The following is a 25,003-nucleotide window of genomic DNA, read 5'->3' on the forward strand; positions in this document are numbered from 1 at the left end:
GTCTAGAAGTACCCTTCGCGCTTGCGGTCTTCCATCGCGGCCTCGGAGAGCTTGTCGTCGGCGCGGGTCGCGCCCCGCTCGGTGAGCCGGGATGCGGCGATCTCGGCGATCACGGCGTCCAGTGTCGTCGCGTCGGAGTCGACGGCGCCGGTGCAGGACATGTCGCCGACCGTGCGGTAGCGGATCAGCCGGGTCTCGGTCGTCTCGGTGTCCTTCGGGCCGCCCCACTCGCCCGAGGTCAGCCACATGCCGCCCCTGGCGAAGACCTCACGCTCGTGCGCGAAGTAGATCTCGGGCAGTTCGATCTTCTCGCGCTGTATGTACTGCCACACGTCCAGCTCGGTCCAGTTGGACAGCGGGAAGACACGGACGTGCTCACCCGGTGCGTGGCGGCCGTTGTAGAGCTGCCACAGCTCCGGGCGCTGGCGGCGCGGGTCCCACTGCGAGAACTCGTCGCGCAGCGAGAACACCCGCTCCTTGGCGCGGGCCTTCTCCTCGTCACGCCTCCCGCCGCCGAACACGGCGTCGAAACGGTGCTGCTGGATCGCCTCGGTCAGCGGCACGGTCTGCAGTGGGTTGCGGGTGCCGTCGGGACGCTCTCGGAGCTTGCCCGCGTCGATGTACTCCTGCACGGACGCGACATGCAGCCGCAGCCCGTGCTCGGCCACGACGCGGTCGCGGTACTCGATGACCTCGGGGAAGTTGTGCCCGGTGTCGACATGCAGCAGCGAGAAGGGGATCGCGGCGGGCGCGAAGGCCTTCAGCGCGAGATGCAGCATGACGATGGAGTCCTTGCCGCCGGAGAAGAGGATCACCGGCCGCTCGAACTCGCCCGCCACCTCGCGGAAGATGTGCACCGCCTCGGACTCCAGTGCATCCAGGTGCGTCAGCGCGTACGGGCTGTCGTCCCCCGGACCGCCGGCGGTCCCGCTCACATGGTTGACGCTCGTGGTCATGCCAGGCCCCTCTCGGTGAGCAGCGCGTACAGCGACGCCGCGGACTCCTGCACGGTCTGGGTGTGCGACTCGATCCGCAGGTCCGGGGAATCCGGCTCCTCGTACGGGTCGTCGACGCCCGTCAGCCCGCTGATCTCGCCGGCCGCCTGCTTGGCGTACAGGCCCTTCACATCGCGCTCCGAGCACACCTCGACCGGAGTGGCGACATGTACCTCGACATACGGTGTGCCCTCGGATCCGTGCCGCTTGCGGACGGCCTCGCGGCTGTCGGCGAACGGAGCGATCACCGGGACCAGCACCTTCACGCCGTTCGACGCCAGGAGTTCGGACACGAATCCGATGCGCTGCACATTGGTGTGGCGGTCCTCGCGGCTGAATCCGAGGCCCGCCGAGAGGAACTCGCGGATCTCGTCGCCGTCGAGCACCTCGACACGGTGGCCCTCGTCGCGCAGCCGCCCGGCGAGCTCGTACGCGATGGTGGTCTTGCCCGCGCTCGGCAGTCCGGTGAGCCAGATGGTGGCCCCAGTCACGTGGTTCTCCCGGTGGTTCAGGTTCGGGTCGGTCGCTTCGTCGGCGGGTGTCGTCATCAGCCGTGCAGTCCGCACTCGGTCTTGCCCCGACCCGCCCAGCGGCCGGCCCGGGCGTCCTCGCCCTCCAGCACCCTGCGGGTGCAGGGGGCACAGCCGACGGAGGCGTACCCGTCCATCAGCAGCGGGTTGGTGAGGACTCCGTGCTCGGCGATGTAGGCGTCGACGTCGTCCTGCGTCCAGCGGGCGATCGGGGAGATCTTGACCTTCCGGCGCTTCTCGTCCCAGGCGACGACCGGGGTGTTCGCCCGGGTCGGGGACTCGTCGCGGCGCAGGCCCGTCGCCCATGCGTCGTACCCGGTCAGGCCCTCCTCCAGCGGCTTGACCTTGCGCAGCGCGCAGCACAGGTCGGGGTTGCGGTCGTGCAGCCTCGGCCCGTACTCGGCGTCCTGCTCGGCCACGCTCTGCCGGGGGGTGAGGGTGATGACGTTGACGTCCATCACGGCGTCCACGGCATCCCTCGTCCCGATCGTCTCCTCGAAGTGGTAGCCCGTGTCGAGGAAGACGACGTCGACTCCGGGAAGGACACGTGAGGCGAGGTGGGCGACGACCGCGTCCTCCATGGAGGAGGTCACGCAGAAGCGCGGGCCGAAGGTGTCGGCCGCCCAGCGCAGGATGTCCAGGGCGGAGGCTTCTTCGAGGTCCCGCCCGGCCTGCTCGGCGACCGCCTTCAGCTCGTCCGTGGTCCGAACCGCCGTCATGTCCTGTCCCCTCCGCCGTCGCCCCGCTGGACTCCGCGGGCGAGCAGCCCGAGGAACTTCAGCTGGAAGGCCCGATTGCATGCCGCGCATTCCCAGGCGCCGTGACCCTGCTCGTTCGGACGCAGATCCTCGTCGCCGCAGTACGGGCAGTAGAAGGGGGCCGCGCGCTCGCTCACGACAGGGCCTCCTCGCTGGCCCGCGCCGCCCAGGTGGCGAAGCGCTCGCCGTCCTCGCGCTCCTCCTGGAAGCGCCTGACGACGCGCTCGACGTAGTCGGGCAGCTCGGCCGAGGTGACTTTGAGACCGCGCACCTTGCGGCCGAAGCCTGCGTCCAGGCCCAGTGCGCCGCCCAGGTGCACCTGGAAGCCCTCGACCTGGTCGCCGTTGTCGTCCAGAACCAGCTGGCCCTTGAGACCGATGTCCGCGACCTGGATACGGGCGCAGGCGTTCGGGCAGCCATTGATGTTGATCGTGATCGGCTGGTCGAACTCGGGGATGCGGCGCTCGAGTTCGTCGATCAGCGAGGCACCGCGGGCCTTGGTCTCGACGATTGCCAGCTTGCAGAACTCGATCCCGGTGCACGCCATGGTGCCGCGCCGGAACGGGGACGGGTTGACCCGCAGGTCCAGCGCCTCGAGTCCGGCCACCAGTGACTCGACCTGAGACTCCTCGACATCGAGGACGAGCATCTTCTGCTCGGCGGTGGTCCGCAGCCGGTACGAGCCGTGCTGCTCGGCCACCTCGGCGATCTTGGTGAGCGCGGCACCGTCCACCCGGCCCACGCGAGGCGCGAAGCCGACGTAGTAGCGGCCGTCCTTCTGCCTGTGGACGCCGACGTGGTCGCGCCACTGCTGTACGGGCTGCTCGGGCGCCGGGCCGTCGACCAGCTTGCGCTTCAGGTACTCGTCCTCCAGCACCTGGCGGAACTTCTCGGCACCCCAGTCCGCGACCAGGAACTTCAGCCGGGCGCGGGTGCGCAGCCGCCGGTAGCCGTAGTCACGGAAGATCGAGATGACGCCCTCGTAGACATCGGGGACCTCGTCCAGCGGCACCCAGGCGCCCAGCCGCACACCGATCTTGGGGTTGGTGGACAGACCCCCGCCGACCCACAGGTCGAAGCCGGGACCGTGCTCGGGGTGGTTCACGCCGACGAACGCGATGTCGTTGATCTCGTGCGCGACATCGAGCAGCGGCGAGCCCGAGATGGCGGACTTGAACTTGCGGGGCAGATTGGAGAAGGCCTTGTTGCCCACGATGCGGCGCTGGATCTCGTCGATGGCGGGCGTGCCGTCGACGATCTCGTCCTCGGCGATACCGGCGACAGGTGAGCCGAGGATGACGCGGGGGGTGTCACCGCACGCCTCGGTCGTCGACAGGCCGACGGCCTCCAGCCGGTTCCAGATCTCCGGGACGTCCTCGATCCGGATCCAGTGGTACTGGACGTTCTGACGGTCGGTGATGTCGGCGGTGCCGCGTGCGAACTCCTGGGAGATCTCGCCGATGACCCGCAGCTGCTCGCTGGTCAGCCGGCCGCCGTCGATCCGGACGCGGAGCATGAAGTACTCGTCGTCCAGCTCTTCCGGCTCCAGGATCGCGGTCTTTCCGCCGTCGATCCCGGGCTTGCGCTGGGTGTACAGACCCCACCAGCGCATCCGGCCGCGAAGGTCGTTGGGGTCGATCGAGTCGAATCCGGCCTTGGAGTAGATCGTCTCAATGCGTGTCCGCACATTGAGACCGTCGTCGTCCTTCTTGAACTGCTCGTTGCCGTTGAGCGGTGTGAAGTGGCCAACGGCCCACTGACCCTCGCCGCGGTGGCGTCCGGCCTTGCGGCGGGGCGCGGCGGTGGCAGGCTTTTCGGGGGTGGCGGCCATGACGATACGTCCTTCGGGACTGCAGGAGGGCGGGTCTGACCTGCACATACGCGCTCCGGTCAAGGTGCGGCGCTGCGCTGCGCAGAAAAAAGGAGGGTGTCTCGGGGGTGGGGTGTGCTGTGCTCTCAGCGCACCGGACACATGGCGCTGGACATGCGGCCGAGGTCGACGTGCCGCCGACTCACCAAGGCAATTCCAGCTCGAGACATGACGGAAGCGTGTCACGGGACTTTGGACAGAGTCCACCGCTATCCAGAATCTGGACAGCAATGTCCCGCATCGCGAGACGGTGTGTCCTCGGTCACCTGGAGCACGACCGGGGCCCGGACAGGTCGTCGGGCCCGGTCGTCACCATCGCCCGGGGCGGACCCGCGGTCGGGGCCGTGAACCGGGTCCTCGGGAGGGTCCGTCGGGGTGATCGGGGCCGGGCGGGCTCAGGCGCCGGCCGGCCACGGGCCGGGAGTGTCCGCCTCGGGCTCGTCCTCGACCTTGGTGTCGAACAGCGTGAAGCCGCGGCGCAGGTAGTTGTCCATCGCGTGCGGCCCGTCCTTGGAGCAGGTGTGCAGCCAGACCCGCTTCGTCGGTGTCCGGCCCGGCCAGCGTTCCGCGAGGTCCCAGGCCCGGGCGGTGCCGTACGCCAGCAGATGACCACCGATCCGCCGCCCCCGGAACGCCGGGATCAGACCGAAGTAGACGATCTCGACGACGCCCTCGTCCTGCGCCTCGAGCTCTACGTATCCGGCCGGCGTGCCTTTCTCGTACGCCACCCAGGTCTCGACGCCGGGCCGCTTCAGGGCCTCGTCCCACTGGGCGTACGTCAGACTCAGCCGGTCCGTCCAGCAGATGTCCCCGCCGACCGCCGTATAGAGGAAGCGGCTGAACTCGGGCGAGGGCACCTCGGCGCGGACGATCCGCACGTCCGCCGCGGGCTCGGCGGCCGGGCGCAGGTCGTCGGGCGAGGTCTGCTCCAGGGACCACGTGGTCACAGCGATGCTCATGCCGCCAGGGAACCATGCCTGCGCCCGGGCTCCAAAGAACGGCCCCGAGGGAGGCTGTCGTGCCCGCGTCAGCCATCCCGCCGGGCCGGAACCCGGGGGCATGGGGCAGGGCGACGGCATACGCTTCCTGATCCGCACGGGCAGGCGCGATGCCGGGCAGTCCGAGGAGCGGCCTGACGTCTTCTGAGAAGGAATACCGCCATGGACCCTCAGCCCGGCGGACGCCGCTCGACGGCGACCGCCGGGGCCGAGGAATGCGGCAGGAGGTCCCCGGGACGGGGCGGGCGCACGACCTCCACCTCGACCTCCTCGCTGAAGCGGTAGGGGCGGTGCGCGAGCACGCCCGCGAGATGGCGCCGCACCCGCGACATCTCGGCGCGCACCGTCACCGTGCGGGTCGGGTCGCCGAAGACGTCGGCCGCCAGCTCCGCCGCCGTGCGCCCCTCCGGGTGTTTCGCCAGCACGTACAGCAGCTCGGCGTGGCGCGGGCTCAGTTCCTGGGTCCAGCTGCCCGCGGGCCCGGAGACGGAGACCGTCCAGCGACGGGGGCGGCTGACGTCGAGGACGACGCGGTTCGCGGCCTCCACCGGACCGGATCCGTCGGGACACACCAGCCAGCCGCCCGGCAGCGGCTCGACGGTGCACATGCCGAGGGACGGCAGCCAGACCTGACCGGCCCGGAAGTTCTTGGGCAGTGGCAGCCGGTCCACGGGCGCCATGCCCGTCACCGCAGCCGTCCAGCCGTGCAGATCCACGGCCAGCGCCCGGCCCGTCAGCCGGCTCAGGATCGGGGTGGCCACCGAGCGCAGCCGCTCGACGGTCCGCCGGTGCCGGTCCCTGAGCTCGGCCTCGGCGAGCCGGGCCACGGAGTCCACCAGAGCAAGGGTGGCCGGATGGAAGCTGGAGGCCGGCCCGCTGACGTCGACGATCCCCAGCAGCCGGCCGTCGCGCGGATCGTGCACGGGTGCGGCGGCACAGGTCCAGTTGTGCAGCGTGTGCACGAAGTGCTCGGCCGAGTGCACCTGTACGGGCCGGCGTGCGGCAAGCGCCGTACCGATGGCGTTGGTGCCGGTCGTGTCCTCGCTCCAGGCCGCGCCCTCCTCCAGACAGATGGTGTTGGCCCTGCGCATGACGCCCGCATTGCCCTCGCGCCACAGCACCCGGCCCTGAGCGTCCGTCACGACCATGATCTGCAGCGAGGCGTCGGCGACCGCGGTCAGTCCGCCGCTCAGCGTGCGCATGACCTCGCCGATAACGGTGGCGCGCCGCCGGTGCTCCAGCTCGTCGTGCCCGAGGAGCACGCTGCTGGTGTCACGGTCGGGGTCGAGCCCCAGCCGCAGCATCCGCTGCCATGACGCGTCGATGACCGGGCGGGGCGAGATCGGCGGGCGCCGGCCGGCCAGTATCGCGGCGCGTACCTGGTAGAGCAGGCGGTTCGCATGCGCGGCGTCCATGGAGGCGAGCCGTGACATGTCGAGAGCTGTGTTCCTCATCATCGGTACCCCCCGCCGCAGGCGGCGCTGAATGAACGACTGTGGTGCCGGACCGGTTCTGCGCGCAGGGCCGGCCGTCGGGTTCCATCGTGCCGCCCGCGCACCCTCCGCAGGGCCGGTTCCCGCATCTCCTGCAACGGTCTGCAACTCTGGCGAAGAGCGGTGCGCTGCATGAAGGTGACATCAGCTGAGGGTGGTGCCGTGTCGGCGCAGCACCACCTTCGGCTCTTTCGCGACCCGGCAGCCGTTTTCCGGGTTGCTCCCGCGGCGGCCGGCGGGTGGTCGCCGCCCGCCCCCCCCGACGCTCACCTCTCCACGCGCGCTCGTTCCACCACCGCCGCAAGGTCCGGCCCGTGCGGCAGCGTCCCGAATGCCGCCCCCCAGTCCCCGCCCAGCCGTGAGGCGCAGAACGCGTCCGCGACCGCGGACGGAGCCCAGCGCACCAGCAGCGAGCCCTGCAGCACCAGAACCATCCGCTCCACCAGCCGTCGCGCCCGTACCTCCATGGTCTCCAGGTCGGCCAGCTCGGTCAGCACCCCCTTGATCGCGCGGTCCAGCCGGTGGTCGGCGCCCCGGGCCCGGCCGACCTCCCGCAGATAGGCGTCGAGGACCCCGGGCTCCCGCTGCAGAGCCCGCAGCACATCCAGCGCCTGTACGTTGCCCGAGCCCTCCCAGATCGAGTTCAGCGGCGACTCCCGCAGCAGCCGGGGCATCCCGGACTCCTCCACATAGCCGTTTCCGCCCAGGCACTCCAGCGCCTCCGCGACGACCGGCGTACTCCGCTTGGTGACCCAGTACTTGGCCGCCGGCACCGCGAGCCGCAGCAGTGCCCGGTCCGCCTCGCCGCCGGAGTCGTACGCCGCCGCCAGCCGCAGCGCCAGCGTCGTCGCTGCCTCCGACTCCAGGGCAAGATCGGCCAGTACGTTGCGCATCAGCGGTTTGTCGATCAGCAGGCCGCCGAACGCGCTGCGGTGACCGCAGTGGTGCACGGCCTGGGCGACGGCCTGCCGCATCAGGGCGGCCGAGCCGAGTACGCAGTCGAGCCGCGTGGCCGCCACCATCCCGATGATGGTGCGCACCCCCCGACCCTCCTCGCCGACCCGGCGCGCCCAGGTGCCGTCGAACTCGACCTCGCTCGACGCGTTCGACCTGTTGCCCAGCTTGTCCTTGAGCCGCTGGATCGCGAAGACGTTCCGAGTACCGTCGTCCAGCACCCGTGGCACCAGGAAGCAGGTCAGGCCCCCCTGTCCCGTCACCGGGTCCGCCTGCGCGAGCACCAGGAAGCCGTCGCTCATCGGGGCCGAGCAGAACCACTTGTGCCCGGTCAGCTCGTACTCGCCCTCGGCGGCCAGTGGTTTCGCCCGGGTCGTGTTGGCCCGTACGTCACTTCCGCCCTGCTTCTCCGTCATGCCCATCCCGAACAGCACTCCGGGTTTGTCCCGCGCCGGGCGCAGCTCCTGGTCGTACACCTGGGAGGTGAGCCGCGGCTCCCACTCCGCGGCGATCGCCGGGTCCGTGCGCAGCGCGGGTACCGCGGCATGGGTCATCGACACGGGGCAGCCGTGCCCGGCCTCGACCTGCGACCACACCACGAAACCGGCCGCACGCCGCACATGACCGCCCGGCCTGCCCCAGGCGTTCGTCAGCCCCGCGGTGACCGCCTTGCCCAGCAGCCGGTGCCAGGCCGGATGGAACTCCACCTCGTCGATCCGGTTGCCGTAGCGGTCATGGGTGCGCAGCACCGGCGGATTCTCGTTCGCCTCGGCCCCCCACCGCTGTGCCTGGGACGAACCGGCGGCCCGGCCGAGCTCCGAGAGCTCCGCCCGCGCCGTCTCCGGCAGCCCGGGCGGAAGATGCCGCTCGACCGCCTCGACGAGCGCACGGTCCGCCGTGAAGACGTCGTACCCGACCAGGGGCGGAGCCTGGTTGGTCACTGTGTGGGTGCTGGTCGCCATGCCGCTACGGTAAGGAGGTGCAGGCAGCAAACGAAACACCCGAGCGGCGCTCCTCCGGCCGTCTCCACCGGGTCCGCGTCCTCTATCGCAACGTCTCCAAACGGAGGCTGGCCTGGCTGCTGCTGAAGGACACCGTCAATTCCTGCATCGAGTACCGCATTCTGGGGCTCGCGGCCGAGGCCGCGTTCTTCACGCTGCTCTCGCTTCCGCCGCTGATGCTGGGCATGCTCGGCCTGCTCGGCTACGTCGACAACTGGACCAACACCACCACCGTCGCCTCCATCCAGCAGAACATCCTCACCGCGGCCGGCACCGTGCTGTCCGACCGGGGCGTCAACGAGGTCGCCAGGCCCCTGCTGGAGGACGTCACGCGCGTCGGCCGGCCCGATCTCATCTCCATCGGTTTCGCCATCGCCCTGTGGTCGGGATCGCGGGCCGTGAACGTCTTCATCGACACCATCACCGTCATGTACGGGCTCGACGGCCAGCGCGGCATCGTCGCCACCCGGCTCCTCGCGTTCCTGCTCTACCTCATCGCGCTGCTGATCGGCGCGGTCGTGCTGCCGCTCGCGGTGGTCGGCCCGGACCGGGTCGTCGAATTCGTCCCCTTCGGCGCGGAAGTCGTCAGCGTCCTGTACTGGCCGGTGGTGATCCTGCTCTCCATCGCCTTCCTCACCACGCTCTACCACGTGTCCGTGCCGGTCCGATCGCCCTGGGCCGAGGACATCCCGGGCGCGCTCGTCGCCCTCGCGATGTGGGTGCTCGGCAGCTTCCTGCTGCGGATCTACCTCACCAGCACCGTCGAGGGCCCCACCATCTACGGCTCCCTCGCCGCGCCCATCGCGGTGCTGCTCTGGATCGGCATTTCTGCGTTCGCGGTCCTGGTGGGCGCCGCGGTCAACGCCGCCATCGACCGTGTCTGGCCGTCGGTCGCCACGGCCGCGGCGCGCGCCGCCAACGAGCGTGTCCGTGCGGCCCATGCGGCCGAGTTGGTGGCCCGGGCCCGGGCCGCGGTGGGGGAGAGCGAGGACGCGGACGGGGACGGGGACATGCCGTCGGAGTTCCCCGAGCGCTGGTCGAGGTTCCTGCCGCCGGACGATGTGAGGTCCCGGCTGCACACCGGGAGGGAGACCCGGGGCGAGAGGGAGCCGCGGGCCGGGAGGGAGACCCGGGCGGAGAGGGAGCCGCGGAAGGAGACCCGGGCCGAGAGGGAGCCGCGGGCCGGGAACGAGCCGCGGGGGGACAAGGAGTAGTCCACGGTTCGTACGGGGCGTACCCGGGCGGATCCGGCAACGCCGCGGGTCGCCGTGGGCGTGTCGCCGGCCGGTGAATCCTTCCGGCCGCAGACCTTAGCCTCGGGAGTGTGTACGAGGAACGCGCCTCCCTGCTCGACGGCGCCGTGGTCTGGAGCCGCATCGAGCCCGGTACCGGGCCGGCCGTGCCCGTGCTGCCCGACGGCTGCATGGACCTGCTGTGGACCGACGGACGACTGCTCGTCGCCGGCCCCGACACCCATGCGCACGTCCCGCCCGGCACGGGGGCCTGCTACGCGGGCGTACGGTTCGCTCCGGGCGCGGCGCCCGCCTTCTTCGGCGTGCCCGCGCACGAGCTGCGGGACCTCCGCGTGGACCTCATGGACCTCTGGCCCGCGGAACGTGTGCGCCGGCTGGCCGAACGTGTCACGGACGCCGCTGACCGGCCGGCCGCGCTGGAGGCCGTGGCGCTGCGCCATGCCGCGGACCGGCCGCCCCCCGACCCGCTGTTGAGGGCCGTCGCCGAGGGGCTGAACGCCGGGCACAGCGTGGCCGCCACTGCAGCCGAGGTGGGTCTCGGAGCACGTCAGCTGCACCGCAGGTCCCTCGACGGCTTCGGATACGGGCCGAAGACGCTCGCCCGGGTGCTGCGGTTGCAGCGGGCGCTTGCGCTGGTCCGGGCCGGGGCGCCGCTCGCCGCGGCCGCGCTCGCCTCGGGCTGCGCCGACCAGGCCCACCTCGCACGGGAGATGCGCAACCTGGCCGGCCTCACCCTCGGCCGCTACGCGGAGCTGTCCGGCGGGCCGGCGGCTGCGAAGAGCGAGACACCGCAGCCGTCCGGGTCGAGCACGACCGCGTAGCGCTGGCCCCAGAACGCATCCCACGGCTTGAGATGGCCGCGATGGCCTGCCGCGAGCAGGTCTTCGTACACCCTGTCCACATCGGCCGGGCTGTCGCAGAGGAAGGCGAGACCGACACGGTCACCGCCCTCGGGCCGGGTCCATCCGGGGTCGAAGGACCGGACGGTCTCCTCGGTGTCCCAGAGCACGCGGAGCCCACTGGGGAGGGTCGCCTCGGCGTGCGGGGCGGAGTCGGCATCGGCGGGAATGTCGATGCCCAGGCGGCGGTAGAAGGCGAGAGAAGCTGCCATGTCGGCGACGACCAGGCCGACGGCATCGAGTCGTGGAGTCATGAGCCCAACGTAGGGGGACGCCGTGCGGCGGTCTTGTACGAATCGGACGTGCCGCGCGCAGGCCCGTAACGCATGTCCGTGCCGTCACGGCCGGGTGAGGCCGTCATGGATTCGTAAGGGGGCTGCCGGGCACCGGCGGACCCGGGCGGACCACACTGGGGTCATGCAGAACATCCTCGTCGTCGACGACGATCCCACCGTCGCCGAAGTGGTCACGGGCTATCTGGAGCGCGCCGGCTTCGCCGTGCACCGTGCCGTCGACGGGCCCGGGGCCCTGCGGGCGGCGGGCGTGCGGTGGCCGGACCTGGTGGTGCTCGACCTGATGCTCCCCGGCATGGACGGCCTGGAGGTCTGCCGCAGGCTCCGGGGACAGGGCCCCGTACCGGTGATCATGCTCACCGCGCGTGGTGACGAGGACGACCGGATCCTCGGGCTGGAGGTCGGCGCGGACGACTATGTGACCAAGCCCTTCAGCCCGCGCGAGCTGGTCCTGAGGGTCGAGTCCGTGCTGCGCCGCAGCCGCGCCGGCGCAGTGCCGCACAACGGCGGGCCACTTGCCGGCGCGGGCATCACGCTGGACCACGCCGCCCGTCGCGCCACCAAGGACGGACGCGAACTGTTCCTGACCCTGAGGGAGTTCGACCTGCTCGCCCATCTGATGCGTCATCCGGGTGAGGCGATCGGCCGGGAGCAGCTGATGCACGACGTGTGGGGCTGGGAGTTCGGCGACCTGTCGACCGTGACGGTCCATGTCCGGCGGCTGCGCAGCAAGATCGAGGAGGATCCGGCCAGTCCCAGGCTGATCCAGACGGTCTGGGGCGTGGGCTACCGGTTCGACGTACCGTCGGACGGGGTGTGACGGTCATGCGCGACTTCCTCCTCATCGCCCTGTTCGCGTTCCTCGGCGCGGCCGCCGCCGGGCTGATCGGGGCATTCGCCCTGCGCCTGCTGCGGCACCGGTCGGTCGCCGTGTCGCTGACCGTGGTCGCCGCGGTGACCGTGGTCGCGATGCTCGCGGGGACCCTTGCGGTCGCCCGGGCGATGTTCCTGTCCCCGCACGACCTGACGGTCGTCACCACGGTCGTTGCGATGGCCGCCGTGGTCTCGCTCGCCACTGCACTGCTGCTCGGCCGCTGGGTCGTCGCCCGCAGCCGGGAACTGGCCCTGGCAGCCCGTACGTTCGGCGATGCGGGCAGCTTCGCCGCGCCGGACGGCGCCGCGACGGCCGAGCTTGCCGAGCTGAGCAGGGAGCTCGCCGCCACCAGCGCGAAGCTGGCCGCGTCCCGGGAGCGGGAGCAGGCGCTGGAGACGTCCCGCCGGGAGCTGGTCGCCTGGATCTCGCACGATCTGCGTACGCCGCTCGCCGGGCTGCGCGCCATGTCGGAGGCGCTGGAGGACGGCGTCGTCCAGGATCCGGAGCGCTACTTCAGGCAGATCCGCACCGAGGTGGACCGGCTCAACGGGATGGTGGGCGACCTCTTCGAGCTCTCCCGCATCCATGCCGGTGCACTGGCACTGACGCCGACCCGGATGTCGGTCCACGACCTGGTGGGTGAGGCCCTCGCAGGTGCCGATCCGCTCGCGCGCGAGCACGGGGTGCGGCTCGTCGGGGACCTGGTCGAGCAGGTGCCGGTCGAGGTGGACGGCAAGGAGATGACGCGCGTACTGGCCAATCTGCTCGTCAACGCGATCCGCCGGACACCGGCCGACGGCACGGTCGCGGTCGCCGCGGAGCGCCGCGAGGACTCCGTCGTGCTGTCGGTGACCGACGGCTGCGGCGGCATCCCGGAGGCGGACCTGCCGAGGGTCTTCGACACCGGCTGGCGCGGGAGCGAGGCCAGGACCCCTCCGGCTGGTGCCGGGCTCGGCCTGGCGATCGTGCGGGGCATCGTCGAGGCCCACGAGGGTCACGCCGGTGTGCGGAACGTGAGGGGCGGCTGCCGCTTCGAGGTCACGCTCCCGGCGGCCCGCTGACGCCCTGCGGAACCGCCCGGACGCGTCGGCAGCGATGCCGCTGGACGACGCATGGCGCCCGGGTTCGCTGTCGCTCCCGCGGAACCGCCGCCGCACGGCGCCGGAGCAGGGTGCTGCCGAGGGACCCGTCCCGGCGAAGCCGGGCGCCCGGGCCTTCGTGGCCTTCGACGACGCCCGTCGGCCGGGCGGACCTCGCCGTCCTGTCCGCCGCCTGCTCCGGTGGTGGCGGCCGACAGGGCACCCGCCCTGTACGTGCCGGCTCACGCGGCCGGCCGCGGTGGCGGTGGCTCCGCGTCGGCCGGGTCGCAGTACCGCCGGAGCTGCCGGGTCAGCCGGACCGGAGCGCGCTGTACACCGCATCGACCAGCGCCATCTTGCGCGGATCGTCGGCGATGTGCGGCCCCATGCGGTTCATGACGTACCCCATCGAGATGCCCGCATCGGGGTCGGCGAGGCCACAGGAGCCGCCGAAGCCGTCGTGGCCGAACGCACGCGGATCGGGGCCGTACGAGCCGTTCGGGCCGCTCAGCCAGAGACCGAGGCCCAGCTCCGTCCGGTGCGCGAATCCCGCGCCGAGCACCAGGTCCCGGCATGCTCCCTGGCCCTCGCGCACGCGTTCGGCGGCTTCGGGGGAGAGGACCCGGTGCTCGCCGAGCAGTCCGCCGGAGGCGAAGACCCCGTACAGCGCGGCGATCGCACGGGCGGTGCCATGGCCGTTCGCGGCCGGGATCTCCGCGGCCCGCCACTCCGGTGTGTTCGTCTGCGCCGCACCCACGCCGGGGTTGAGCAGTGCCGCGACCGCCACCGGCTTCAACTGTGCGAAGACCGCCGCCTGTTCGCTGTCCGAGGCCGCCCGGGGGTGCACCAGCTCGGCGGCGCGGTCCGCCTCCTTCTCCGGCAGGCCGATGGTGAAGTCCACGGCGCCGGGGCCCGTCACCTCCTGCTGCAGAAACGCGCCGGGGAGCAGTCCCGTGACGCGCCGGACCACCTCGCCCACCAGGAAGCCGTACGTCATCGCGTGGTATCCGGACCGTGTGCCTGGCTGCCACCACGGCTCCGTGGCGGCCAGCTTCGCGGTGGTCAGCTCCCAGTCGTACAGCTCGGCGACCGTGTGCGGCTCACGAAGCCCGGCCAGGCCCGCGCGGTGCGAGAGGAGATGGCGCACGGGAACGGTTCCCTTGCCGGCGGCCGCGAACTCCGGCCAGTACGAGGCGACCGGGGCATCCAGGTCGAGCAGACCGCGGTCGGCGAGGACATGCGCGCACAGCGCCGTGGGTCCTTTGGTCGTCGACCAGACATTGACCAGGGTGTCCCGTTCCCACAGCCGGGTCCGCGCCGCGTCCGACCAGCCGCCCCACAGGTCGACGACGGTCTCGCCGCCGGCCATGACCGTGACGGCGGCACCCAGCTCACCGCGTTCCCGGAAGTTCTCCTCGAAGGCGGCCCGCACCGCCGAGAACCGCTCGTCGCAGTAGCCCTCGACCGGCGACTCGGCGGGTGGCTCGGTGCGCAGTTCGTTCTCGCTCATGACCCCTCCCGGTGGAGCTCGGCATGGCCCCAGAACATACCGACTGGTCGGGCTGCCGGGAAGGTGTCAGGCCCGCCGTGCCGAATCACCGGCCTTTCGCGTCGAACCACCGGGCCCTTCGGGCCGAATCACCGCAGTGCCGGCCGCCGTCGTGGGCGGCGGTTCCGCCGACTGTGCGGCGGCACCCGTTGCGGTCTGTCGACGGCGTTGTCAGTGGCATGGGGCAGGGTGGACGGTGCGCCGTTGCAATCACCCGAGAGGAGAGGCCGACCGATGAGTGCTGCCACTGTGATGACATCCCGTGAACGAGCCGCCGCCCAGGCCTATCTGCGTCTGCTCAACGCCGTGCGCGCCGCGCTCGCCTGCCCTCCCGCGCCCACGGGTCCACCGCCCGCGCTCGCCCTCTCCGCTCCCATGGCCGAGGCCGACCAGGCGCTGGCGGAGGCGGGCTTCGCGGGAAACGAGGCCGAGCTCTTCGGGTTGGTGACGGACCTTCACGCCACGCATGTCACGCGTCGTGCCGCAGGGGCGTGAGCTGTTCGATGTCGTAGCGCGCACGCAGGGCAGCGATCGCCGCATGGTCGGGCGGGCCGTCCGCGTCGAGGATCTCGAGCAGCTCTTCGAAGTACTGCTCGTGGTCCGGTGGCGGCGATGCCTGGAAGAACATCTTCGCCGGCCCGTCCGAACGGTTGGCGAAGGCATGGGGGCAGCCGGGAGGTACGACGATGACCGTCCCCGGACCTGCACGGACCGTACGGCGGCCGGACCGGGACTCCCAGTGGCGCCAGTCGTCAGGGGTGCGGATCCGCGGCTCGAAGGCGAGGACGTCCAGTTCGCCCTCGAGCACGTAGAAGAGCTCTTCGCTGTGCGTGTGCACATGGGCGCCCACGTCGAAGCCCGGAGGCACCACGACCTCGAAACTCGAAGCCACCCGGGAGTGTTCGCCGGTGACCTTGAACGTCACCTGCTGGGCCGCCGTGTGCAGGGTCCGCCCATGCCCCCGTGGCACCAGCAGTCCGTCGGGCGACTCGGCGAACGCGGCACCGGCCGGCGTCTTGATGTGCGCGGTCACCAGGTCACCGGCAATCGCTCGGGGCCCCGGATGACCGCGCCGGGACGCCAGCCCAGTTCCTCCACCGGTACCGCGAACCGCAGGTGGGGGAACCGGTCGAGCAGGGTGGAGACCAGCAGTTCGGACTCCAGTCGCGCGAGCATGGCGCCCAGGCAGTAGTGCGGCCCGTACCCGAACGCCACATGCGGGTTCGGGTCGCGTTCCAGCACGATCTTCTCCGGTTGCGGGAAGACGTCCGGGTCGCGGTTCGCGGCCAGGTACGAGACATAGACCGCCTCGCCCGCCCGGATCTCCTGGCCCGCGATGGTCAGGTCCTCCAGGGCGATCCGGGAGAGTCCGACGGCGCTGCGGTGCGGGATGTAGCGCAGCAGTTCGTCGATGGCCGCAGGCCGCAGCGCCGGCTCGGCGCGCAGCCGGGCCTGATGCTCCGGAGAGGTGAGCAGGATGTAGAGCATGTTGCCGGTGTTGTGGGTGACCGCCTCGCCGCCGATCTGGACGAGCAGAGCGAGGCCGACCGCCTCCGACTCGCTGACCTCGCCGTCCGCGACGGCCGTCGCCAGCAGCCCGGTCACATCCTCTCCGCCGGTGCCGCGCCGCTTCCGCAGCAGCCCGGCGAAGTAGGCGCACATCCTCGACTTCGCGTCCTCGCTGCGCTCCGCGCCCTCGGACGCGGACAGTATGAGCGAGGTCCACTCGTGCATCCTTGGGCGGTCCGCATCGGGCACGCCCATCAGCTCGCACACGACGGCGAGCGGGAACGGCGCGAGGATCCGCTCCGTGAAGTCGGCCGGCGGGCCGTCCCGCAGGACGCCGTCGACGAGTTCGTCGAGCATCCGCTGCGCCTGCTCGCGCAGGCGCTCCACACCCCGGGACGTGAAGGCGGCCGCGACGGACCGCCGCAGCCGCGTGTGGTCGGGCGGGTCTGCGAAACCGACCGCCCCGGGCACGGGTATGAAGTGCGGGGCGAGCCGGGTGACATTGTGCTCGACGACCGCCTTGCGGCTGAAGCGAGGATCGTTCGTCACCATGCGGACGTCCTCGTGGCGGGTCACCAGCCAGGCCCAGCCTTCACCGTTGGGCAGTTCGATGCGGGTCAGGGGTCCTTCCCGCATCAGCTCGGCGAGCACGGGATCGAAGTCCACGCCGGTCAGGTCCCCGACCCGCCAGAACCGGACAGGGGGCCGGGAGACGTCCGTGGTCCTCGTCTTCTGCATGCTTCAGCTCCTCTGCCGGGGCGAGGACGGAGGCGAGGCGGAGTCGGGGAGACCATGACCGTCGGGGACGGTCCAGCGGCCCAGCGACATCTCCGCGGTGATGCCGGGGCCGAACCCCGCGAGGATGCCCCGCGCCCTGTCCTGGGTCGTGCCCTCTTCGAAGAGCCGGCGCAGGGCGTCGAGGACGACGGCGCTGGCGATGTTGCCGTACTCGGTGAGTGTCGCCCGGCTGAAGCGGAACGCTTCGGCCTCCACCCCGAGGAACATGCTGAGGTCGTCCAGGATCCGGGGCCCGCCCGCGTGGATGATGTAGAAGTCCAGCTCCGTGGCGTCCCAACCATGCTGGCCGGCCAGCTCCTTGAGCGCCGGAGCGAGCGGTTCCATGGTGCCGGGCACCCGCTTGTCCAGTTTGAAGTGGAAGCCGGTTGCGCGGACGTCGTAGGCGATCCAGTCCTCCGTGTGCGGGACCAGGTAGGAGCCGTTGCGCTCCAGCGCGATGCCGTGCCCGCCCCTGCCGCGCACCACCGCTGCCGCCAGGCCGTCCCCGAAGAGGCCGTTGGAGAGGAGGTTGCCGACGTTCACATCGGTCGGCTGATAGCACAGCGAGCAGAACTCGCAGGCCACGATGAGTGCGTTGGCCTCCGGATAGGCGGTACAGAAGTCATGCGCGCGGTTGATCGCGGCGCCGCCGGCGGCACATCCGAGCTGGGCGATGGGAACCTGACGCACATCGGTGCGGAACTCCATCGTGTTGATCAGCCATGCGGTGAGCGACGGCATCATGAAGCCGGTGCACGACACGAAGATGATCATGTCGATGTCGACAGGCCGGAGTTCGGCGTCCTCGAGTGCCCGCCGTATGACGTCGGGAACGCGCGCCTTGGCCTCTATCTCGTAGAGCGTGTTGCGTTCCTCGAAACCGGGATGCCGCAACGTCTCGTCGATGGGCCGCAGCAGATGCCGCTTCTCGACCCCGGTGTTCTCGATCAGGCGCAGAGCCAGCTGCAGTTCCGGGTGGTCCGCGTGAACGGACCGCGCCAGATCAAGGGTCTGCTCCATGGTGATCACATGCTCGGGCACGGACACCGCGGGTTTGCACAGAGTGGCCATGACATGCCGCCCTTCTCCTCAGTCAAGCGCTCCTCCAAAAGGATCAGGGACGACACGCGGTCTCGCGCGCCGGGGATTCCCTGTCCGATTGCGCCGGAAGAGTGATGCGCGGGCGTGTCCGGGCCGATGGCCGTGCAATCGGGAAGGGATGGGGTCCTGGCGGGGGCGCTATCAGCTCACTGCATGTGAGGCGCGCGGCGCGCGTGTTCACAAACCGGGAGATGAACTCGATGACGTCAGAACCCGAGACGGTGGCCCAGCGCGACACCGGCGCCGGGAGCTGTCCTGTGACCGGTGCCGTGCCCCGGCAGGACGCGACCGTCCACCACTGGTCCCTGGAGGATCTCCGGGGCCTGGAATTCGACCCATTCCTGACCGCACTCATGTGCGATGAGCCGGTCGCCAGGATTCGGCTGCCGTTCGGCGAGGGCAGCGCCTGGCTCGTGACACGGTACGAGGACGTCAAAGTGGCCTCGTCGGACCCCCGCCTGAGCCGGAAGGCCCTGGCGGAACGCGCGGTGACCAGTGGCTCGCCGCATGCCGTCGCGGCCAAGCACGCGGCCCTCAACTACGCGGACCCGCCACATCTCGGCACGATGCGCAGCGTCGTCGCCCGCGCCTTCACCGGCAGGAACATGCAGCAGCTGCGGCCGAGGGCCCAGCGGACCGCGGACCGCCTGCTGGACGGGATGGAGCGGCAGGGTGCACCGGCCGATCTCATGGAGCATCTGCACGGCCCTTTCCCCCTCGCCGTCGTCTGCGACCTGCTGGGGCTGCCAGAGGACGAGCGCTCGGAGATGGCCTCCTGGGCAAACGTGATCATGACGCCGAGGCCGGCACCCTCCCGCAGCAGAACGGCACAGACCTCGGTCCGCGAGGTCGTGGCCGGGCTGCTGCACCGGCGGCATGCCGAGCCGCGTGACGACCTGGCAGGAGTCCTTGCGGCCGCGGCCGACTCCGGTGAGATCACGGACGACGAGGCGCTCTCGCTGGCGATGGCCATCCTCGTGAGCGGTGCCCACGCGGTACGCAACAACAGCGCAAACATGATGTACGCGCTCCTCACCCATCCGGGTCACCTGGCCCGGCTGCGGGACGAGCCCGCGCTCGTCCCGCAGGCCGTGGACGAACTGCTGCGCTGGATCCCGCACCGCAACGGTGTGGGTATTCCGCGCATCGCGACGGAGGACCTGGAGATCGGGGGCGTGCACATCCGGGCGGGTGAAGCGGTCTACTGCTCGTACATGGCCGCGAACCGCGACCCGGCCGCCTTCAGGGACCCGGACACGCTGGATTTCGACCGGGGCCCCATCGCCCATCTGTCGTTCGGGTACGGACCGCACCACTGCGTCGGACCGACGCTGGCCCGGATGGAGTCCGAGATCATGATCGCCACGCTGCTGGACCGTTTCCCGCGGCTGGCGCTCGCCGTCCCGCCCGAGCGCATCGCATGGCAGAAGGGCGGTCTGATCCGCGGACCCGAGACCCTGCCCGTGGGCTGGTGATGCGCCATGAACGGTGATGTGCGGATCGTGCACGGGGACCCGAACGAGACCGAACTGGCAGCCCTGATGGCAGTGCTGTCCCTGGTCGCCCGCCACCGCGAGGCGGCGGGCGACGATCCGCCCGAACGACTGCCCCACAGAGCGCACTGGGACCGCGCCTGGGGCGGCCGTCTGCATCCCTGCAGCTCCTGGCGGGTACGGGACAGGTCGGTGACGGCGTTCGACCCCGGGAGCCGCTGAGGCGGGGGCGAGGGCCGGGTCAGACGAGGAGCCGCAGCGCGGTGTCCGACACCCCGACGCGCACGGTCTGACCCCAGGTCAGCTCGACGGCGTCGGACTCCATCCCGTCGCCGAAGGCGACGAGCCGGTCGGACTCCACGGTGAGCCGCAATCGCTCCGTGCCGGCCAGAGTGCCTTCCACCAGGGAGGTTCCGGTGGCAGGTGACGGCCAGGCCTCTCGGACGTACCAGACCAGCCTGCGCTCGGCCGGTGCAGGCAGCGCCCGGTGGCCGCCCCGCTCCCGCCACAGCGAACGCAGCCAGCCGGTAGCCCCGGTGCCGGTGCCGACGAGCACACCGGAGGAGGCCTGGGCCTCCGACCGGTCGGGGTGCGTCTCCATGCCGAGCCGGTAGCGGGACGTCTGGTGGCTCGGCCGCCCGAGGTAGATCTCGTTGAGCGCGACGATTCGCTGCGTGTCGTCGGCGACCGCCTCCACCATCGTCAACTCCTCGGCCGTGCCACCGCCAGGGGTGACGGCCGCCTGCAGCAGCCGGCCGGCGTCTGCTGCCCGGTGCCGTACGAGCACACCGGGGTTGCGGCCCGGTTCGCCGTCGATTCCCACGACGGGTTGGCCCGCCAGGTACTTCGCAGTGTTGGCGACCAGCCCGTCCTGGCCCACCACGACCACCACGTCCTCGGGCGCGAACAGAAAGCGGTCGAGGTCCGCACGCTCCACCCGGGTCTGCCGCCACCGGATCGGCACGGCCGCAGCGACCTCGGAGAGCGCCCGACGGGTGCGGTGATGGCGCTCGGCGACCTCCCGGATGCTCCGGCCGCGTGAGGACAGGAAGAACTCCGCCTGCCCGTGGGTGCCGTGCCGGGCGAGCAGCTCCTCGTACTCGGTGGTGCGGTGCACCAGAACCGCACGCGGGGCGAGACTCACCTGTGCTCCTGGCCGGAATTGCCACCGAGCTTCGCCAGCAGTCCGGTGAGGACGTCGGGCGAGAGGGTGACGCTGTCGACGCGGGGCAGGTTTTCGGCGAGACGGGTGACGGCCAGCGCGCGCAGCGTGTCGGCCCCTGCCTCGGCGTGGACCCGGAGCCAGGCCGCCTGGGCCGCCGCCCGTGCCTCGCCGATCTCGCGCGCGGCCGTGGCCTCCGCCCTGGCCAGCCGGACGTTGCGGGCGGCTTCCGCTTCGGCGCGTACCGCGTCGGCGGCAGCGCTCTCCTCGGCCTCGCGCCGGGCGTTGATGCCCTTCTGATCGACCAACTGCTCTTCCCTGCGAGCCAGTTCGATCTGGCTGGCGAGTTCGTTCTCGGCAATGGCCCGCTCGCGCTCGACCGCGACGGCACGCCGTTCGTAGGTGGCGCGGTCGGCCTCCTGCTGGATCTGCTCGCGGGCGGGCGTGCGCAGTGCGCGCTCGACCTCGGGCTCGGGGCGCAGTGCGATCACGCGCACGGCGACGACCTCGATACCGGTGGCGGCCAGCCGGGGTTCCGCGGCCAGACCGCCGGAGATCCGCTCGCGGACGGCCGCGACGCCGTCGGCGAGCGCCGCTGCCAGAGGCGTACGGGCCAGCACGTCGAGCGCGTGCTGCTGGGCGTTCTCGGTGAGCAGCGTGGATATCTGCTCCAGCGGAGCGCCGCGCCAGGCACCGGTGTCCGGATCGACGGAGAAGTCGAGCCGGGCGGCGGCCGTGGCCGGATCCCCGATCCGGTACGTGACGGTGGCCTGCACCGAGATGTCCTGGAAGTCGGACGTCCTGGCGTGGAACGTCATGGCCAGCTCCCGGTCGTCGACCGGGACTTCGGAGAGCGCGGCGGTGAGCGCGCGGTACCAGAAGCTGAGGCCCGGCCCGTCGTGGACGAGCTTTCCGCGCCTGTGGTGGCGGACATGCGCGGTGGGTGCGGAGCGGAGATGGCGCCATCCGAAGCGCCTGGTGATGTCGGCCATGGAAACAACCCCCATTTATCGTCGGAGCGACGATATGGGATCATCTTCCTTATCGTCAAGGCGACGACATGGGGAGTCGGTTCACTTGCGTCACACGTCGGTCCGCAGCAGGCTGGCGGAATGGACAGCATCACCGTGCGCAGGGTGTACGACGACCCGGATCCCGACGACGGCACGCGCGTCCTCGTCGACAGGCTCTGGCCCAGAGGTGTGTCCAAGGAGCGGGCGGCCATCGACGAATGGCTCAAGGAGGTGGCCCCCTCCAACGAGTTGCGCACCTGGTACCACAAGGACTCCTCCCGTTACGGGGAGTTCGACTCCCGCTATCGCGTGGAGCTGGAGCAGGGTGCGGCTGCGGGCGCACTGGCCCGGCTGCTCGAACTCGCCCGGAGCGGACCGGTCACGCTCGTCACCTCGGTGAAGAGCATCGAGGGCAGTCATGTGCCCACGCTGGTCGACCTGGTGGAGCGTGCGGGCTAGGGACTTGGGTTCGGATCGGGCTGGATCGGTGAGCGGGGTCCGGTGCGTGCGATCGCAGGGCGGAGGAAAGCCCACGCGGAGCGTGGGCGACCGACGACAACGCGGCGGGCGTGCGTGCCGGGGCACGCGAGCCCGGCAGGATCCGAACGAGTGGCCCTGGTGTTCCGGCCGGAAGGGGTCTGCCGGGAAGCTCGCGGTGTCCGGTGGTGCAGCCGGCGGACGGCCGTGCAGGCCGTCGCGAGCCGGTGAACGCTTCCGGTCACCGCACGGGACCCTCTCCTCCGACCGCCCGGATCCTGCCGATCGGCGTGGTTCGGGAGGATGGGGAGGAGGCGGCCCGGAGGCGTCCCCCGGGAACCCGCCCCGCCTTCGCCGCGCCGCTCCGCCTCTTCGCCGGGAACCCGGGGCTCAACTGCGAGGCCGCGGAGGGCAGTCGGGCGGGGGCGAGAAGAAGCGGCGCGGGCGTGAGGGCAAGCGGTGCGGGGGCGAGTGCGGGACGCCCCGGCGGGACGTGTGCTCAGCCGGAGAGCCCGGCGGGACTCGGCGTCCGTTCAGCCGGACAGCTCCGGCGAGGACTCGGCGTCGCAGGAGTCCTCCGGCGAGGTGCTCTCACCGGAGGTGAGGTGGAAGAGTCCGCCCCCGGGATCCCGCAGGGTCGCCACCCGGCCGAGCGGTGTGTCCCGGGGGACCGACACGACGGTGCCGCCCGCCGCGGCCGCCCGGTCCACCACGGCGTCCACATCACTCCTGCAGAAGTGCACATGCCACTGCGGGCGGATGCCCGGATCGGGAGAGCCCGACACGCCTCCGCCGTACATTCCGGCGACCGTCTGGCCGTCGACCCGCAATATCACCCGGTCGTGTTCGTACCGGACGTCAATACGTTCGGACGCATCCCATTCGAACACCTCGCCGTAGAACAGGGCCGAGGCGAACGGGTCCCTCGTATGGAGCTCCAGCCACGCCGCGGCGCTCGTCCTGCGCCCCGTGTGCCAGCCGACGTCGACGGGCCCCTCCCAGATGCAGAACAGCGCGTCCAGGGGATCGGCGGACCACGCCATGCGCCCTCGACCGAACGCGAGCGGTCCCACCGCGACCGTGCCGCCCCGTTCCCGGATGCGTGACGCCACGGCATCGGCGCTGTCCGCCGCGAAATAGGTCGTCCACACGACGGGCAGTTTCACTCCCATGGTCTGTGTGGACTCCACCAGGCCGGCGACCGGCAGTCCGTCCGAGAGTGCGACGACGTACGAGCCCTGTCCCTGGACGCCCGGAGTGAACTCCCAGCCGAACGCCGCACCGTAGAAGTCCTGGGCGGCCTGCAGGTCATGTGCCGTCAGGCTCACCCAGCAGGGCGTGCCCTGAACCCCACGCCTCGTGGCCGCCAAGGCCCCTCACCTCATTCATTCCGTCCCTGCACAGGAATCCACTCTCACACCTTTCAACACAATCCGGGCGGTCGCCACCGGGGCCGTATTACCTTCCAGGGCCTCTGGCCCGCCCCTTGCCGAGATGTGCGAAGCGGCTGTGGGGCCCGCGTAATTCACTGGCGCGGTGGAAGGGCCGGGGCTAATGTGTGCGTCGTTGCCCCACGAGGCGACGACGAAGCCCGAGAAGGGCCGGGAAGAACCGACCGGATCAGGATGCGGAGGTGAGGACATTGATGACTGCCGTCGCGCTGGGCGCTGCCCAGAACCAGAAGATCATCACTCCCATCTCCGTGGTCTCCGGCTGACCTTCCCCTTCGATCGGCACGCCTGTGCGCGTGCATCTGTGCCGGGACCGCCCTGTTGAAGGGTTCTCCCTTGTCTTTCTCTTCTGTTCCGTCTTCCTCCACCTCTCCGTCGCAGGCCCCGCCGACGCCGCACCCGCTGGCCGCGTACGGCTGGGACGGGACGATCGCCGCCGCGTTCGCTCCGTTCACCGACCAGGGACTGGTGCCCGGACGGGTCGTGCGGGTCGACCGGGGGCAGTGCGACGTCGTCACGGCGGACGGGACCGTCCGCGCCGACACCGCGTTCGTCACCCCGCACGATCCGCTGCGTGTCATCTGCACGGGGGACTGGGCGGCCGTCGAGCCGGACGGCAACCCCCGCTATGTGCGCTCCTATCTGCCGCGTCGCACCGCCTTTGTACGATCGACGTCGTCGCAGCGGTCCGAGGGGCAGATCCTCGCCGCCAACGTCGACCATGCCGTCATCGCGGTGTCGCTCGCCGTCGAGCTGGACCTCGGGCGGATCGAGCGGTTCCTGGCCCTTGCCTGGGAGAGCGGCGCACAGCCGGTCGTCGTGCTCACCAAGTCCGACCTGGTGCCGGATGCGACCGGCAGGTCGTATCTCGTCCAGGACGTCGAGACGGCGGCGCCCGGAGTGCCGGTGCTGCCGGTGAGTTCACTGACCGGTGAAGGCATGGACGTGCTCGCGGCGGTCGTCTCCGGCGGTACGAGCGTTCTGCTCGGTGTGTCTGGGGCGGGCAAGTCCACACTGGCCAACGCACTGCTCGGTGAGGACGTCATGGAGGTCCAGGCCGCCCGTGACGTCGACGGCAAGGGCCGGCACACCACGACGACCCGGAACCTGCTGGCGCTCCCCGGCGGTGGAGTCCTCATCGACACGCCCGGACTGCGTGGCGTGGGGCTCTGGGACGCCTCCACCGGAGTGGGCCAGGTCTTCGCGGAGATCGAGGAGCTCGCGGAGAACTGCCGGTTCCACGACTGCGCCCACGACGCCGAGCCGGGGTGCGCCGTTCTCGCCGCGATCGACGACGGCTCCCTGCCGGAACGACGCCTCGAGAGCTACCGCAAGCTGCTCCGTGAGAACCAGCGCATCGTCGCCAAGACCGATGTCCGGCTCCGGGCCGAGATCCGCCGCGACTGGAAGCTGAAGCAGGCCGTGGGCCGCGCCGCCCTGCAGGCGAAGCGGGGGCGGGGGCGCTGAGCGGGCG

General features: G+C 71.1%; 26 protein-coding genes. 9 read left to right on the plus strand and 17 right to left on the minus strand.

The genetic code is table 11. From position 1 onward, the window contains the following. Nucleotides 1–2: 2 nt before the first annotated feature. From cysD to AC068D_RS00885, 9 genes are all read right to left on the minus strand, one after another. On the minus strand, nt 3–956 hold the full coding sequence (cysD, locus tag AC068D_RS00845) for a sulfate adenylyltransferase subunit CysD (RefSeq protein WP_478820752.1): 954 nt from the start codon (nt 954–956) through the stop codon (nt 3–5). Beyond that, entirely contained in the window at nt 953–1,543 is a 591-nt protein-coding gene (gene cysC / locus AC068D_RS00850; protein ID WP_478820753.1) for an adenylyl-sulfate kinase, read from the minus strand. Before cysC ends, cysD begins: the two co-directional genes overlap by 4 nt. Next, complete coding sequence (locus AC068D_RS00855) at nt 1,543–2,244, minus strand: phosphoadenylyl-sulfate reductase (protein ID WP_478820754.1); 702 nt, start codon at nt 2,242–2,244, stop codon at nt 1,543–1,545. The genes cysC and AC068D_RS00855 overlap by 1 nt, the downstream gene beginning before the upstream one ends. Continuing rightward, nucleotides 2,241–2,420, minus strand: coding sequence for a hypothetical protein (locus AC068D_RS00860; RefSeq protein WP_478820755.1), 180 nt, complete (start codon nt 2,418–2,420; stop codon nt 2,241–2,243). The genes AC068D_RS00855 and AC068D_RS00860 overlap by 4 nt, the downstream gene beginning before the upstream one ends. Continuing rightward, nucleotides 2,417–4,114, minus strand: a complete 1,698-nt coding sequence (locus AC068D_RS00865; protein WP_478820756.1) for a nitrite/sulfite reductase — start codon at nt 4,112–4,114, stop codon at nt 2,417–2,419. The genes AC068D_RS00860 and AC068D_RS00865 overlap by 4 nt, the downstream gene beginning before the upstream one ends. A gap of 125 nt (nt 4,115–4,239) precedes the next feature. Beyond that, nucleotides 4,240–4,323: a putative leader peptide gene (locus AC068D_RS00870; RefSeq protein ID WP_361290638.1), complete on the minus strand. Its 84-nt coding sequence runs from the start codon at nt 4,321–4,323 to the stop codon at nt 4,240–4,242. Between the two features lie 225 nt (nt 4,324–4,548). Further along, nucleotides 4,549–5,112 (minus strand): GNAT family N-acetyltransferase, encoded by a 564-nt coding sequence (locus AC068D_RS00875; RefSeq protein WP_478820757.1) that lies wholly within the window; start codon nt 5,110–5,112, stop codon nt 4,549–4,551. A gap of 209 nt (nt 5,113–5,321) precedes the next feature. Then, nucleotides 5,322–6,605 carry a GAF domain-containing protein gene (locus AC068D_RS00880; RefSeq protein ID WP_478820758.1) on the minus strand — a complete coding sequence of 428 codons (1,284 nt, stop codon included), beginning with the start codon at nt 6,603–6,605 and terminating at the stop codon, nt 5,322–5,324. Nucleotides 6,606–6,910: 305 nt separating this feature from the next. Further along, nucleotides 6,911–8,560 (minus strand): acyl-CoA dehydrogenase family protein, encoded by a 1,650-nt coding sequence (locus AC068D_RS00885; protein WP_478820759.1) that lies wholly within the window; start codon nt 8,558–8,560, stop codon nt 6,911–6,913. Nucleotides 8,561–8,577: 17 nt separating this feature from the next. On the opposite strand from AC068D_RS00885, the gene AC068D_RS00890 reads away from it, so the two are divergent. Continuing rightward, nucleotides 8,578–9,813 (plus strand): YihY/virulence factor BrkB family protein, encoded by a 1,236-nt coding sequence (locus AC068D_RS00890; protein ID WP_478820760.1) that lies wholly within the window; start codon nt 8,578–8,580, stop codon nt 9,811–9,813. A gap of 110 nt (nt 9,814–9,923) precedes the next feature. Then, entirely contained in the window at nt 9,924–10,673 is a 750-nt protein-coding gene (locus tag AC068D_RS00895) for a helix-turn-helix domain-containing protein (protein ID WP_478820761.1), read from the plus strand. Here the strand turns inward: AC068D_RS00895 and AC068D_RS00900 are convergent. Further along, nucleotides 10,595–11,005 (minus strand): VOC family protein, encoded by a 411-nt coding sequence (locus AC068D_RS00900; protein WP_478820762.1) that lies wholly within the window; start codon nt 11,003–11,005, stop codon nt 10,595–10,597. The two genes, AC068D_RS00895 and AC068D_RS00900, sit on opposite strands and share 79 nt — an antisense overlap. A 163-nt stretch (nt 11,006–11,168) precedes the next feature. Here AC068D_RS00900 and AC068D_RS00905 point away from each other — a divergent pair, with 163 nt between their 5' ends. Together AC068D_RS00905 and AC068D_RS00910 are read left to right on the plus strand one after the other, a co-directional pair. Further along, nucleotides 11,169–11,864, plus strand: coding sequence for a response regulator transcription factor (locus AC068D_RS00905; protein ID WP_478820763.1), 696 nt, complete (start codon nt 11,169–11,171; stop codon nt 11,862–11,864). A gap of 5 nt (nt 11,865–11,869) precedes the next feature. Continuing rightward, complete coding sequence (locus tag AC068D_RS00910) at nt 11,870–12,979, plus strand: sensor histidine kinase (RefSeq protein WP_478820764.1); 1,110 nt, start codon at nt 11,870–11,872, stop codon at nt 12,977–12,979. A 328-nt stretch (nt 12,980–13,307) separates the two neighbouring features. Here the strand turns inward: AC068D_RS00910 and AC068D_RS00915 are convergent, their stop codons facing one another. After that, on the minus strand, nt 13,308–14,507 hold the full coding sequence (locus AC068D_RS00915; protein WP_478820765.1) for a serine hydrolase domain-containing protein: 1,200 nt from the start codon (nt 14,505–14,507) through the stop codon (nt 13,308–13,310). Between the two features lie 273 nt (nt 14,508–14,780). On the opposite strand from AC068D_RS00915, the gene AC068D_RS00920 reads away from it, so the two are divergent. Further along, on the plus strand, nt 14,781–15,041 hold the full coding sequence (locus tag AC068D_RS00920) for a hypothetical protein (RefSeq protein ID WP_478820766.1): 261 nt from the start codon (nt 14,781–14,783) through the stop codon (nt 15,039–15,041). Here AC068D_RS00920 and AC068D_RS00925 read toward each other — a convergent pair. Genes AC068D_RS00925 through AC068D_RS00935 form a run of 3 tightly spaced genes read right to left on the minus strand, consistent with a single transcriptional unit; the run spans nt 15,016 to nt 17,903 of the window. After that, the gene (locus tag AC068D_RS00925; RefSeq protein ID WP_478820767.1) at nt 15,016–15,579 is read right to left on the minus strand and encodes a cupin domain-containing protein; all 564 of its coding nucleotides are present in this window, start codon (nt 15,577–15,579) and stop codon (nt 15,016–15,018) included. The two genes, AC068D_RS00920 and AC068D_RS00925, sit on opposite strands and share 26 nt — an antisense overlap. After that, nucleotides 15,576–16,793, minus strand: a complete 1,218-nt coding sequence (locus AC068D_RS00930; protein WP_478820768.1) for a cytochrome P450 — start codon at nt 16,791–16,793, stop codon at nt 15,576–15,578. The genes AC068D_RS00925 and AC068D_RS00930 overlap by 4 nt, the downstream gene beginning before the upstream one ends. Nucleotides 16,794–16,796: 3 nt before the next feature. Further along, complete coding sequence (locus AC068D_RS00935; protein WP_478820769.1) at nt 16,797–17,903, minus strand: type III polyketide synthase; 1,107 nt, start codon at nt 17,901–17,903, stop codon at nt 16,797–16,799. Nucleotides 17,904–18,133: 230 nt separating this feature from the next. Between AC068D_RS00935 and AC068D_RS00940 the strand changes: the two genes are divergently transcribed. Further along, nucleotides 18,134–19,408, plus strand: a complete 1,275-nt coding sequence (locus AC068D_RS00940; RefSeq protein WP_478820770.1) for a cytochrome P450 — start codon at nt 18,134–18,136, stop codon at nt 19,406–19,408. 6 nt (nt 19,409–19,414) lie between these two features. Then, nucleotides 19,415–19,648: an acyl-CoA carboxylase subunit epsilon gene (locus AC068D_RS00945; protein WP_478820771.1), complete on the plus strand. Its 234-nt coding sequence runs from the start codon at nt 19,415–19,417 to the stop codon at nt 19,646–19,648. Between the two features lie 19 nt (nt 19,649–19,667). Here the strand turns inward: AC068D_RS00945 and AC068D_RS00950 are convergent, their stop codons facing one another. Both AC068D_RS00950 and AC068D_RS00955 read right to left on the minus strand, forming a co-directional pair. Then, the gene (locus AC068D_RS00950; RefSeq protein WP_478820772.1) at nt 19,668–20,570 is read right to left on the minus strand and encodes a hypothetical protein; all 903 of its coding nucleotides are present in this window, start codon (nt 20,568–20,570) and stop codon (nt 19,668–19,670) included. Next, on the minus strand, nt 20,567–21,580 hold the full coding sequence (locus AC068D_RS00955; protein ID WP_478820773.1) for an SPFH domain-containing protein: 1,014 nt from the start codon (nt 21,578–21,580) through the stop codon (nt 20,567–20,569). The genes AC068D_RS00950 and AC068D_RS00955 overlap by 4 nt, the downstream gene beginning before the upstream one ends. A gap of 120 nt (nt 21,581–21,700) precedes the next feature. Here AC068D_RS00955 and AC068D_RS00960 point away from each other — a divergent pair, with 120 nt between their 5' ends. Next, complete coding sequence (locus AC068D_RS00960) at nt 21,701–22,060, plus strand: DUF488 domain-containing protein (RefSeq protein ID WP_478820774.1); 360 nt, start codon at nt 21,701–21,703, stop codon at nt 22,058–22,060. A gap of 551 nt (nt 22,061–22,611) precedes the next feature. On the opposite strand, the gene AC068D_RS00965 is transcribed toward AC068D_RS00960, so the two are convergent. Then, nucleotides 22,612–23,406, minus strand: a complete 795-nt coding sequence (locus tag AC068D_RS00965) for a VOC family protein (protein WP_478820775.1) — start codon at nt 23,404–23,406, stop codon at nt 22,612–22,614. Nucleotides 23,407–23,865: 459 nt separating this feature from the next. On the opposite strand from AC068D_RS00965, the gene rsgA reads away from it, so the two are divergent. After that, nucleotides 23,866–24,996, plus strand: a complete 1,131-nt coding sequence (gene rsgA, locus AC068D_RS00970) for a ribosome small subunit-dependent GTPase A (RefSeq protein ID WP_478820776.1) — start codon at nt 23,866–23,868, stop codon at nt 24,994–24,996. The last annotated feature ends 7 nt before the right edge of the window (nt 24,997–25,003 follow it).

Source organism: Streptomyces sp. NPDC043861 (genome assembly GCF_056435905.1).